The sequence below is a fragment of the Bartonella sp. B23 genome (assembly GCF_053793815.1).
Genome location: NZ_CP200033.1, coordinates 272,987 through 285,275, shown reverse-complemented (window position 1 = coordinate 285,275; position 12,289 = coordinate 272,987). Strand labels below are relative to the sequence as shown.

Below are 12,289 nucleotides of genomic sequence, written 5' to 3'. Positions count from 1 at the left end.
ATCTATGTATCTTAATTTTTATTTTTCAACGTCTCAGCTCGACCACTAACAAAAGCTGTATCTCGAGGAGTTAAAATGACATCACGTAATTCGCGACTCACCAAAAATGTTTCTGTTTCCACTACAGTTTCAGCTAATTCTATTGTAACATTATAGCACTCGCGAAAAGCTGAAATGATTTCATCAACAATAATTTCAGGAGCAGAAGCTCCCGCTGAAAGGCTTACAATGGAAAGGTCTCCTAAACGATCAAAATCAATTTCATCAGCACGTTGAACTAAAACAGCCCGCTGTGCACCAAACCGTTCAGCAACCTCTACCAAACGTCGCGAATTGGAAGAATTCGGCGCTCCAACAATCAAAAATAAATCGCTCCCCTTTGCTGCTGCCTTAACAGCATCTTGTCGATTCGTGGTAGCATAACAAATTGATTCTGCAGATGGAGCTTCTAATGTAGGGAAGCGTTTTTGTAATACACCAAGAATCCCTGCTGTATCTTCAACAGAAAGTGTTGTTTGCGTCACAAATCCTAATTTATCTGGATTATTTGGTTGATAGTGTAAAGCATCTTCAATCGTTTCAATTAATGTCACAGCCCCTTTTTCAAGCTGTCCCATTGTTCCTATCACCTCAGGATGACCAGAATGGCCAATCAATATAACATGACGGCCATGGCGTTGATGTCGTATCGCTTGTTTATGAACCTTAGAAACCAACGGACATGTTGCATCTAGGTAGAATAAGTTATAGCGACGCGCCTCTTCTAACACAGATTTTGGCACACCATGGGCAGAAAATATAACTGGCTGACCACGGTGTTCCTCTGGAATCTCATCAAGTTCTTCAACAAAAATAGCTCCACGCTGCTGCAATCCCTCAACTACATAGCGGTTATGCACAATTTCATGACGAACATACACTGGAGAACCATATTTTTTTAACGCAAGAAGGACAATCTGAATAGCACGATCAACCCCTGCGCAAAATCCACGCGGACCACAAAGACGCATTGTTAAAGGAGGAAGTACGATCATAAATCATCCTTAATGATATCTATAATTTTTACCACAGTTTCAAACAGATTATTGTTATGCATGACATCATCCGTGTAAAGAAAAAACTGGAAAATACTACCTTTTCCCGTAACAGCACACATATTCAACGTCTAACGCTCTCTTATCACATTTTCTTCACGCAACATTATTTTTAAAGTTGGCTCTTTTCATTTCACTGTGCTAGAGGGCGATAAAATGCCAAACTAGGGTTTCAATTAAAAGGGTTCCAAAGAGAGCCGCCAAGTAGAATAACGAAAAGAAAAATGTTTTTTTTGCTATTAAAATAGTTGCATCGTGCGTATTAGCTTTCCACAAACGATAAGCAAAATAAATAAAAATAATACTCAAAATCGTTGAAAAAATGCCATAAAAAATTCCTGCGAATCCAGCAATATAAGGTCCAACACCGCATATTGCCATAAGAACAGTATAAAATAATATCTGTTTTTTTGTTGAGTACTCGCCTCGTACATTAGGCATCATAGGAATACCTGCTGCACCATAATCAAGAGATGAAAATAAAGAAAGGGACCAAAAATGCGGTGGGGTCCACATAAAAATGATTAAAAATAATAGGAAGCTATCAATGCTCACTGTACCCGTTGCCGCAGCCCATCCAATCATTGGCGGAAAAGCTCCGGCTGCACCACCAATAACAATATTTTGTGGCGTTATACGCTTTAACCAAATTGTATAGATAACAACATAAAAAAAGATTGTGAACGCGAGAAAAATGGCTGAAAACCAATTAATAAAGCTCCCCATAATTGATACAGAAAGCACAGAAAGAATCATGCCAAAAATAAATGCCTTCTTAGAGCTGATTCTTCCACTAGGAATAGGGCGATTTTTGGTACGTTTCATCACTGCATCAATGTCAGAATCATACCACATATTAAGTGCTCCTGCACCACCACCACCTATAGCAATACACAAAATTGCTAAAGAACCATAAAATAGACTAATAGAAACTGGAGATACAACCAATCCAACTAGAGCTGTAAATATAACGAGCGACATAACCCGTGGTTTTAATAGCGTGATATAATCACCAATACCAGATTTTGACAAAATTGACTTATCACCTGCAGCCGATGATTCTCCTGAAATAGACATTCCACTCAAAGACCTTTTCCATTTCTGTCATCCACAAACAAATATTGTCTAGCATAAGAGAAGTACCAATTAATAGCACAGCATTTTGAAAACATATAGAATACCCCTCCTCTTCCCCAAAAACAGACCGAGATATTTGCAACAAAATTTTTTCAATACACGTTATTTCTTACCCGAAAAGCGTACCATATACATCATACCAGACATCATAAAGCAACGCTAAAAGCCTTATCTTCTATGACATGCTATTTTTCTGCTTTTATTTTGTGCATGTGCATATGGATTAATAGTTTGTGGAGATAATGGTCTCATGTTATAATTTCAGCCCGAGAATTGATTTTTTATGCAGAGCTATGTGTAATAATGTAGTGCTGAGGTGGTTGGGGTTTTCTGTGGTATTTTGTAAATTGATAAAAAAGGCTTTCCTTGTTGGTATTATTGTCTATACACTCTACAGTATTTCTGCCCATCACGCACTGGCAGCGGTGTCTCATGTGCAAAATGTTCCTGCCCCACAAACCTACGGTGCGTGGACAAAGGTTTGTTCTCTACCACCAGGTACACCTAATATACAATGTGAAGTTGTACAAAATGTACACACACAAAGTCGTCATGATATTTCTCTCCGTGTTATGTTTTATAAACTCCCTAAAAATCAGGGAGCTTTGATGCGTGTTTTTGTTCCGATCCGCGTTGAGTTGCGCCCTGGTGTTGGACTTAAAATTGACGGTAAAAATATGGGAAGAATAGAATATCGCCGTTGTTTTGGTGATAATTGTGTTGCTGAAGCTTTTCTTAAAGAAGATATGCTGCAACTTTTTTTTAAAGGTAAAATGGCAACCTACTTTATTTTTACAACTCCTGAGCAAGCAATTGGAAGTATTATTGATCTCCATGGTCTTAGCGATGCCTATGCAAAATTACCAACATAATAAAACTTACGCATATTGAATGATTAAAATCTCATAGTGCACTTCACAGCTTTTTAAACAAGACAAGTGGAAATTTTTTAAGTACTCATGAAAATAGGATAACCACCATGAAATCACTGATTGACCATTTTGATATTGCTTCATCTAAAGTACAATCACTGGTAGAAGAAACGCTTCATCACGCTGATGATGGTGAACTTTACCTAGAGTATACAGAAAACGAAACCCTTTTATTTGATGATGGACAGCTTAAAAATGGATCATTTCATCAAGACATGGGATTTGGTTTGCGCGTTGTTGCTGGAGAGGCCACTGGATATGCACACTCCAGTGAATTATCCGCTGCTGCACTCAAACGTGCCAGTGAAGCAGCGAAAGCTATTACCTATAACAATCATGCAGGGCCTTATAACGCAGCACCTCAACAAACAAACAAAAGACTCTATCAACCACATAATCCCCTTGATACTCCATCATTTGAAGAAAAAGGTGCACTTTTGCAAAAAATTGATGCCTATTTACGCGCAAAAAATGATAAATTGCATCAAGTTACTGTTTCTCTTTCCGGCTCACTACAGCATGTTGAAATTCTACGTGCAGATGGACATCTGGTTCGTGATATTCGTCCTCTTGTACGACTTTCTATATCTATAGTTGCTGCTGAAGGTAATCGGCGAGAAAATGGCTTCTATGGATGTGGTGGACGGCAAGCATTTAGCCAATTCATTAGTGAAGAAAATTGGAAAAAAGCTGCTGATGAAGCCTGGCGTATGGCCTTAATAAACTTAGAAGCAGAACCAGCACCAGCAGGAACATTTGATGTCGTTTTGGCCAATGGATGGCCTGGTGTCATGCTTCATGAAGCTGTTGGTCATGGTTTGGAAGGTGACTTCAATCGCAAAAAAACATCAGCTTTTGCTGGACTTTTGGGCAAACAAGTTGCCGCAAAGGGTGTTACAATCGTTGATGATGGCACAATTCCCCAATGTCGTGGCTCACTCACTGTCGATGATGAGGGAACCCCATCAGGATATAACGTTCTTATTGAAGATGGAAAGCTCATTGGTTTTATGCAAGACAGGCTAAATGCTCGGCTTATGGGGGTTAATCCAACCGGAAATGGACGGCGTGAATCCTATGCATATGCGCCAATGCCGCGAATGACGAATACGATCATGCTCGGGGGAGACAAAACACCTGAAGAAATTTTATCCTCACTAAAAAATGGTATCTATGCTGTTTCGTTTGGCGGAGGACAAGTTGATATCACTTCTGGAAAATTCGTCTTTGAATGTACCGAAGCTTATAGAATAGAAAATGGAAAAATTGTAGCACCAATTAAAGGTGCGACCCTTATCGGAAACGGACCAGATGCCATGAAACGCATTACGATGATTGGAAATGATAGCAAACTTGATAATGGTGTTGGTATATGCGGAAAAGCCGGACAAAACGTTCCTGTTGGCGTTGGGCAACCTCATCTGCGAATTAATAATATGACGATCGGTGGAACAGCAATTTCATAAAATATACCAAATCAACTTGATTAAAAAAATCATCAATGGAATTTAGAATAACTGTTCAATTTAAGCTAAAGCTTCCAGCTTGCCTTTGCTCTACACTTGCTCAAAACAGCAACAATTTCAACATGTGGTGACCATAAAAATTGATCAATCGGTATGATTTTTTCCACTGTATAACCACCTGCAACAAGGAGAGATAAATCACGAGCAAATGTAATAGGATTGCACGAAATAGCCACTACGCGTGGTATTGTTGTCTTAGCCAATTCACGCACTTGTTCTTCTGCACCAGCGCGTGGAGGATCAAAAACGACACTATCAAAACACTCAAGTTCCTTTGCAGAAAGTGGATGGCGAAAAAGATCACGTTTTTCACAGGTTACAGTTTTTAAACCAATCGCAAAACGTGCTGCTAAATTTAGATTTTTTAAGGCTGTCTTATTATTTTCAACTGCATGAACATTCATCTTTTTGGCCATACGCAATGTGAAGGTTCCAATTCCTGAAAACAAATCAGCAGCATTCTTTGCTTTTTTTAAATGAGTCAAAATAATATTGCTTATGGTATTTTCAGCTGCGTAAGTTGCTTGGAGAAACCCACCAACCGGAAATTCAACACAGACATCTCCGAAATAAACCAATGGTTTTTCTCGCTCGACAAAAACTTCGCCTTCGACAGACAACCGCGTAACTCCGCATGAAAGAGCTGCATGAATCATTTTTTGACGAATAACTTCATCTTGCACAAAACAACCACTTAAAGCAACATCTAAACCATTTTGCACAGATGTTATTGTAACATGAAACCGTTTTACATGATTGCTTAGAAAAGCACATAACATCCTAATATCACTCAACCGAGATATAAGCTCTGGACAGCACACTGGACATTCCTCAAAAACAACAATATCATGAGAAAGATAACGATTAAAACCGACTCTATAACCTTGCGATGTCATGGATGCTGTTAAAGTAATTCGCCGGCGGCTGTAAGGCTTGCATTCGATTAAAGGCGAAAGGATAACATCGAGTCCATACCTTTTAAGGGCATCAACAACCAGCTGTCGTTTCCATACACGATAAGCATCGGCATGCCAGTGCTGAAGTGCACACCCTCCACATTCTCCAAAATGCTGACAAAGAGCATTAATGCGTTCTGGTGATTTTTTCTTTAATGCTATGAGTGTACCATATTTTCCGCGAACAGAGATTTCAGCAAACTCTCCTGGTAAAGTAAAAGGAACATAAACTAAGCCATGCAATGTTTTAATTATACCATTACCATTCGCTCCAATATGGTTGATTATGACATCATTATTCACTCTTTTTTTTCTCCGAATAACAAATATTCCAAATTACCATCACTACCTGCAATGGGCGAGAGAAGAAAACCTTTTGCACTCCACCCTATTTGAGTGTCCAGCCAATTAAAAAGCCTTTTAGCAGTTTCTTTAGCCATTGATGGATCTTTTAATACCCCACCCTTACCAAGGTGCTTACGTCCAACCTCAAATTGAGGCTTTACCAATAAAACGGCTTGAGCCCCCTTCTTGGCTAAAGACAAAACAGGAGGTAATGCAAGCTTAAGAGAAATAAAGCTGACGTCTGAAACGATGAGATCAACTTCCCGTCCGCCTAAATGTTCCTGTTTTAAATCTCTAACATTTAAACCTTCTAATAAAGTTATTGCATCGTTTCCAGATAAACGTTTATCAAACTGATGATGACCAACATCAACAGCAATAACATAGGCCGCCCCACGTTCTAAGAGAACCTGTGTAAAACCACCTTTCGATGCGCCAATATCAATAGCCGTTACTTCATTCGTTACAACCGGAAATGCATCAAGTGCACTGATTAATTTTAATGCTGCACGTGAAACATAATTCTGCGCTGGATCGCAAACCACAATCTGTGCGTCATCAGAAATGAGTTTCCCAGCTTTTAAAATTATTTCGCCGTCAACTTTAACGGTCTGGCGTATAATAGCATCACGTGCTCGTGAGCGCGTTGTAAAAAAAAATTTTTCAACTAAAAGAACATCAAGCCTTTTCCTAACAGCCATCTTACACTCGAATTTTCTGTACTGTCCGAATCTTGCGTCCCAAAGCAGTAAAAACGGTATTAACAATACCAACAGCATCAAGTCCAACACGCGAAAGAACTTTCTCTGGTGAACCATGATTTAAATATTCGTCAGGAAGTTTTAATGTACGAACTTTTAAACCATGTTCTAAGAGCCTTTCTTGTGCAAAAAATTGTAATAAGTGCGCTCCAAATCCACCTATTGCGCCCTCTTCAATTGTCACCAATACTTCATGCTCACATGCTAAACGGCGCATCAAATCCTTATCCAAAGGTTTTGCAAATCGTGCATCCACAACCGTCGTAGACAATCCCTCTGCCATCAATTCACCAGCAGCCACCAACACTTCTGACATCCGCGTTCCAAAACAAACTAGAGCTATCCTGTTTCCTTCACACAGAACACGTCCTTTTCCAATTTCTAATAACTCACCACGCTGCGGTAAATCTATACCAATACCTTCACCACGCGGATAACGAAAAGAAATGGGTCCTTGATCATAAGCTGCAGCGGTACGCACCATATGCATCAGTTCAACTTCATCAGAGGGTGCCATAACAACAAATCCAGGAAGAGTTGCCAAAAAAACAATATCAAAACTGCCAGCGTGAGTCGCACCATCTGCACCTACAAAACCTGCTCGATCAATTGCAAAACGTACCGGTAATTTTTGAATCGACACATCATGAATAATCTGATCATAAGCACGCTGCAAAAAAGTAGAATAAATCGCGACAAAAGGTTTATACCCTTCACAGGCAATACCTGCAGCAAAGGTTACAGCATGCTGTTCAGCAATACCAACATCAAACATCCTTTCAGGAAACTTTTCAGCAAAAGCATCAAGACCTGTCCCCGTTGGCATTGCCGCCGTTATACTAACAATCTTATCATCATGCGTAGCTTCTTCTATTAAAGCCTTAGAAAATACCTTAGTATAAGGAAGAGCATTGCTGGGTGCTTTAACCTGTTTACCTGTTATAATATCAAAACGATCAACACCATGATATTTATCAGATGATGCTTCCGCAGGTGCATATCCTTTCCCTTTATGCGTAACCACATGTACCAAAACAGGACCATTAGGATATTCACGAACATTTTTAAAAACGGGCAATAAGTGTCCTAAATTATGACCATCTATTGGTCCAACGTAATAGAAGCCAAGTTCTTCAAACAAGGTTCCCCCAACCAAAAAACTGCGTGCAAATTCCTCTGAACGACGTGCTTTATCCAAAAAGAACTTGGGCAATTTTTTACCTAGTACCTTTACTCGTTCGCGCAAACTACGGTAAGCAGGACGAGAAACCAATCGTGCAAGATGAGCACTCATAGCACCTGTAGGAGGTGCAATAGACATATCGTTATCATTAAGAATAACAATCAAACGTGCATCCAAAGCACCAGCATTATTCATCGCTTCATAAGCCATACCAGCAGACATAGCACCATCACCAATTACAGCAACGATGTTTCTTCTTTCCTCTTTTTTCAAAGCACTAGCCACTGCCATGCCAAGGCCAGCTGAAATAGAAGTAGAAGAATGACCTGCACCAAATGGATCATACACACTTTCTGAACGCTTCGTAAAACCTGACAACCCGCCTTCTTGACGCAATGTGCGAATTTTATCTCTACGCCCTGTTAAAATTTTGTGTGGATAGGCCTGATGACCAACATCCCAAATAATCCTATCCTCAGGTGTATTAAAAACATAATGCAACGCAACAGTGAGTTCAACAACACCAAGCCCTGCACCAAGATGACCACCCGTCACGGAAACCGCATCAATTGTTTCAAGCCGCAACTCATCAGCTAATCTTACCAAATCAGACTCAGGCAATGCCCGTAAATCATGTGGTAAACAAATACGATCAAGTAGTGGCGTCAATGTCCGAGACAAAAAAACTCCTTAATATTATCTTACCAAGAGAGTGAAACGGTAAAAATATGTCTTCTCCCCCTCTTCCATTTATAATTTCGCCTATTTTTACTGAAAAATGCTCCCTATTGGTAATGATTTATAGATTCTCTCATTTCTAACTTATTTCATAAAAAAGAAACCGATAAAACTTGTTTCTTCAAACTAAAATCCTGCATCTTCTACTTTGCAATACATACCCTCAAATTACTTGAATATTATTCAGAATCAAGAAGCTCTGTACCTACTGGGAAGCCTCCTTCTGAAAGTTGAATTTTCTCAACTTTAGCTTCAGCCACTTTCAAGAGTTTCTCACAATGTTTTTTAAGAGATTCACCACGCTCATAAATATCAATTGATTTTTCTAAAGGAACATCTCCGCGTTCTAAATTCTCGACAATCACTTCAAGTTGCTTAAGCGCCTCCTCAAAACTTAACGCTGAAATATCCCCTTTTTTTATCTCTTGTTTCATGCAATCCTCACAAAGTATCTGTCCTGAATATACGAATTCCAAAATCTTCTAAACCCGTACAATGGCGTCCTTTAAAAGCATAAACGATAACAGAACGAATTCCTAAATGTTTCAAAATTTGTGATCCTAAACCAATTTGGCGCCATTCTTCTTCACGTTCAATTGCTTGCACGTGATTTTCTGAACCTTTTTTCGCCATCTCCTGAATGCCAATAGATGATTGCACAACAACAGATCCTTCACGTAAATAAACAAACACACCACGTTTTTCTTTTGCCATCATACATTGCATGATGGCTGTAATATCTGAAGATTTACCAAAAACATCGTTCATAATATTTTCACGATACAAACACACAGGAATATTCTCACCGTCACAAATATCACCAAAAACGATTGCAATATGCTGAACTGCTCCCCAAGGTAATTGATAACTTTGAGCAACAGCCGCCCCTATTGATGTTTCAATATGCATTTCTTCAACATGTCTGATCAACATTTCCTTACGTTGGCGATAAGAGATCAAATCTGCAACCGTTATTATATGCAATTGATTATCCTGTGCAAATTTTGTAATCTCATCTCCATGTTTAACACTCCCATCATCGTTGACCAACTCACCGATAACACCAACTGGCGGCAAACCAGCTAATTTACATAAATCAACAGCTGCCTCCGTGTGACCTGAACGCATAAGAACTCCCCCTTCATGCGCGATCAAAGGGAAAACATGTCCTGGACGAACAAAATCATTCGCACCAGCATTTGGATTAGCAAGACTACGAACTGCTAATGTGCGGTCATGTGCGGAAATACCCGTCGTTATCCCATATTTAGAATCCACAGTAACAGTAAATTGGGTACGGTGTGTAGAGTCATTATCTGATACCATAGGAGCAAGATTAAATCGTTGCGCTTCTTTTTTTGGCATAGGGGCACAAACAATACCCGTTGTATGACGAATGATAAACGCCATCTTTTCTTCTGTACAATGTACAGCAGCAACAGTTAAATCACCCTCATTTTCACGGTCACCATCGTCGGTAACCACAACAATTTCACCACGTTCAAAAGCGTGAATTGCAGAAACAATTTTTTTTTCGTCATACGCCATTATTCACCTTTTCAATCACCCAACCTGACCGCGATGTCTTAGATAATGATCAGCAATAGCACAAGCAACCATCGCTTCTCCAACAGGAACAGCGCGAATCCCAACACAGGGATCATGACGTCCCTTCGTTACAACGTTTACATCGTTACCATCAACATCAATTGAACGACGAGGCGTTGGAATTGATGAAGTAGGCTTCACAGCAAAACGTGCAACTATTGGCTGCCCACTTGATATGCCACCTAAAATACCGCCTGCATGATTGGATAAAAAAATTGGTTTTCCATCACTTCCCATCCGCATTTCATCTGCATTTTCTTCTCCTCTTAAGCGAGAGGCTGCAAAACCATCACCTATTTCAACCCCCTTCACCGCATTAATCGACATGAGTAATGATGCAATATCCTGATCAAGTTTTGCGTAAATAGGTGCCCCTAAGCCTGCAGGAACATTTTGAGCAACAATCTCAACAACAGCGCCAACAGATGAACCATCTTTACGAATTTCATTTATATAATCACCAAAAACCTGCACCATTTCCGCATCAGGCGTAAAAAAAGGATTTTTATCAACCTCTGACCAATTCCAACGATCACGATTAATCATATGAGAGCCAATTGCTATCACAGCTCCCCGTATTATCAAGCCAGGAACAATTTTACGCGCAATAGCGCCTGCCGCAACACGTGCTGCCGTCTCACGCGCTGAAGCACGTCCACCACCTCGGAAATCACGAACGCCATATTTAATATCATAGGTATAATCTGCATGACTGGGACGATACTGATGGGAAATTGAGCTATAATCTTTCGAACGTTGATTTGTATTTCGAATCAATAGAGAAATTGGTGTCCCTGTTGTCACCAATGTCGTCCCATCATTTTGAATAATAACCCCTGAAAGCACCTCTACTTGATCTAATTCTCTGCGCTGTGTTGTATACCGGGACTGTCCTGGTCTACGTTTATCAAGATAGGCTTGAACTTCTGCAACAGTAAAAGTAATACCTGGGGGACAACCATCAATAACACAGCCAAGAGCAGCACCATGACTTTCTCCCCACGTTGTTACACGAAACAAATGTCCAAATGTGTTATGTGACATAAAAAATGACTCGTTTCTTTATAAAATATACGTAACTACAACTTCTGTCGAGTGGTATACAAACAGCCCCCTATTATGAAATACTGCTGGCTATCCTAGATACGGCCAAATCACTACCGTCAAAGAAAACTTTGTAAACCAAATTCTATTCTTTAACGACGGAAATGTCTGGTGCATCAACAGCTTTCATACCTATGACATGATAACCTGAATCTACATGATGCACTTCACCCGTAACAGAACGAGACAAATCAGACAGAAAATAAAGAGCAGAATCACCCACTTCTTCAATTGTCACCGTGCGGTGTAAGGGAGCGTTATATTCGTTCCATTTTAAAATATAGCGGAAATCACCAATACCAGAAGCAGCCAACGTTTTTATTGGCCCAGCAGATATAGCATTAACACGAATATGCCTAGGACCTAAATCTACTGCTAGATATCTCACGCTCGCTTCAAGAGCCGCTTTCGCAACTCCCATCACATTATAATTTGGAACAACCTTTTCTGCACCATAATAGCTCAGTGTTAAAATTGAACCACCATCTAACATCAATTTCTCTGCACGCTTAGCTAGAGCCGTTAAGGAATAAACAGAAATATTCATGGTCATCATAAAATTTGATTCGCTAATATCAATATAACGACCACTCAACTCATCCTTATCAGAAAAACCAACAGCATGAACTAAAAAATCGAGCTTGCCCCATTTCTTCTCTATCAATTTAAAGACCGCATCAATAGATGCGCCATCAGAAACATCACAATGACCGCAAACTAACCCTTTGACTTCCTCAGCCAAAGGCTCAACACGCTTTTTCATCGCCTCACCCTGATAGGTAAAAGCAAGCTCTGCTCCTGCGCTACTCGCCGCTTTAGCTATTCCCCAAGCGATAGAGCGATTATTGGCTAATCCCAAAATTAAACCACGCTTGCCGTACAATAAACCATTACTCTTAGCCATT

11 protein-coding genes are annotated in these 12,289 nt (G+C 39.9%); 2 read left to right on the top strand and 9 right to left on the bottom strand.

Translation table 11 applies throughout. From position 1 onward, the window contains the following. Positions 1–11 precede the first annotated feature (11 nt). The gene (gene ispH / locus V4B17_RS01185; RefSeq protein ID WP_455479697.1) at positions 12–1,034 is read right to left on the bottom strand and encodes a 4-hydroxy-3-methylbut-2-enyl diphosphate reductase; all 1,023 of its coding nucleotides are present in this window, start codon (positions 1,032–1,034) and stop codon (positions 12–14) included. A 201-nt stretch (positions 1,035–1,235) separates the two neighbouring features. After that, the gene (gene cyoE / locus V4B17_RS01180; protein WP_455480151.1) at positions 1,236–2,171 is read right to left on the bottom strand and encodes a heme o synthase; all 936 of its coding nucleotides are present in this window, start codon (positions 2,169–2,171) and stop codon (positions 1,236–1,238) included. Positions 2,172–2,524: 353 nt separating this feature from the next. Here cyoE and V4B17_RS01175 point away from each other — a divergent pair, with 353 nt between their 5' ends. Then, positions 2,525–3,103 carry an invasion associated locus B family protein gene (locus V4B17_RS01175; protein WP_455479696.1) on the top strand — a complete coding sequence of 193 codons (579 nt, stop codon included), beginning with the start codon at positions 2,525–2,527 and terminating at the stop codon, positions 3,101–3,103. Positions 3,104–3,210: 107 nt separating this feature from the next. After that, positions 3,211–4,629 (top strand): metalloprotease TldD, encoded by a 1,419-nt coding sequence (gene tldD, locus V4B17_RS01170; RefSeq protein ID WP_455479695.1) that lies wholly within the window; start codon positions 3,211–3,213, stop codon positions 4,627–4,629. A 65-nt stretch (positions 4,630–4,694) separates the two neighbouring features. Here tldD and V4B17_RS01165 read toward each other — a convergent pair whose 3' ends face one another. The 7 genes from V4B17_RS01165 to fabI all read right to left on the bottom strand — a co-directional run bounded on the left by V4B17_RS01165 (position 4,695) and on the right by fabI (position 12,288). Continuing rightward, positions 4,695–5,948, bottom strand: coding sequence for a class I SAM-dependent RNA methyltransferase (locus V4B17_RS01165; RefSeq protein WP_455479694.1), 1,254 nt, complete (start codon positions 5,946–5,948; stop codon positions 4,695–4,697). Next, entirely contained in the window at positions 5,945–6,691 is a 747-nt protein-coding gene (locus V4B17_RS01160) for a TlyA family RNA methyltransferase (protein ID WP_455479693.1), read from the bottom strand. The genes V4B17_RS01165 and V4B17_RS01160 overlap by 4 nt, the downstream gene beginning before the upstream one ends. Before the next feature lies 1 nt (position 6,692). After that, positions 6,693–8,615, bottom strand: a complete 1,923-nt coding sequence (gene dxs, locus V4B17_RS01155) for a 1-deoxy-D-xylulose-5-phosphate synthase (protein ID WP_455479692.1) — start codon at positions 8,613–8,615, stop codon at positions 6,693–6,695. Between the two features lie 236 nt (positions 8,616–8,851). Continuing rightward, the gene (locus V4B17_RS01150) at positions 8,852–9,106 is read right to left on the bottom strand and encodes an exodeoxyribonuclease VII small subunit (RefSeq protein WP_455479691.1); all 255 of its coding nucleotides are present in this window, start codon (positions 9,104–9,106) and stop codon (positions 8,852–8,854) included. Positions 9,107–9,113: 7 nt separating this feature from the next. After that, complete coding sequence (gene ribB / locus V4B17_RS01145; RefSeq protein ID WP_455479690.1) at positions 9,114–10,220, bottom strand: 3,4-dihydroxy-2-butanone-4-phosphate synthase; 1,107 nt, start codon at positions 10,218–10,220, stop codon at positions 9,114–9,116. A gap of 15 nt (positions 10,221–10,235) precedes the next feature. Beyond that, positions 10,236–11,324 (bottom strand): chorismate synthase, encoded by a 1,089-nt coding sequence (aroC, locus tag V4B17_RS01140; protein WP_455479689.1) that lies wholly within the window; start codon positions 11,322–11,324, stop codon positions 10,236–10,238. Between the two features lie 145 nt (positions 11,325–11,469). Next, the gene (fabI, locus tag V4B17_RS01135; protein WP_455479688.1) at positions 11,470–12,288 is read right to left on the bottom strand and encodes an enoyl-ACP reductase FabI; all 819 of its coding nucleotides are present in this window, start codon (positions 12,286–12,288) and stop codon (positions 11,470–11,472) included. Between the last annotated feature and the right edge of the window lies 1 nt (position 12,289).

What these genes read in the sequence shown, in the direction of transcription:
- ribB (WP_455479690.1), bottom strand. Translation starts at nt 10,220, where the DNA reads ATGGCGTATGACGAAAAAAAAATTGTTTCTGCAATTCACGCTTTTGAA.
- V4B17_RS01175 (WP_455479696.1), top strand. Translation starts at nt 2,525, where the DNA reads ATGTGTAATAATGTAGTGCTGAGGTGGTTGGGGTTTTCTGTGGTATTT.
- V4B17_RS01160 (WP_455479693.1), bottom strand. Translation starts at nt 6,691, where the DNA reads ATGGCTGTTAGGAAAAGGCTTGATGTTCTTTTAGTTGAAAAATTTTTT.
- aroC (WP_455479689.1), bottom strand. Translation starts at nt 11,324, where the DNA reads ATGTCACATAACACATTTGGACATTTGTTTCGTGTAACAACGTGGGGA.
- fabI (WP_455479688.1), bottom strand. Translation starts at nt 12,288, where the DNA reads ATGGCTAAGAGTAATGGTTTATTGTACGGCAAGCGTGGTTTAATTTTG.
- V4B17_RS01150 (WP_455479691.1), bottom strand. Translation starts at nt 9,106, where the DNA reads ATGAAACAAGAGATAAAAAAAGGGGATATTTCAGCGTTAAGTTTTGAG.
- tldD (WP_455479695.1), top strand. Translation starts at nt 3,211, where the DNA reads ATGAAATCACTGATTGACCATTTTGATATTGCTTCATCTAAAGTACAA.
- ispH (WP_455479697.1), bottom strand. Translation starts at nt 1,034, where the DNA reads ATGATCGTACTTCCTCCTTTAACAATGCGTCTTTGTGGTCCGCGTGGA.
- cyoE (WP_455480151.1), bottom strand. Translation starts at nt 2,171, where the DNA reads ATGTCTATTTCAGGAGAATCATCGGCTGCAGGTGATAAGTCAATTTTG.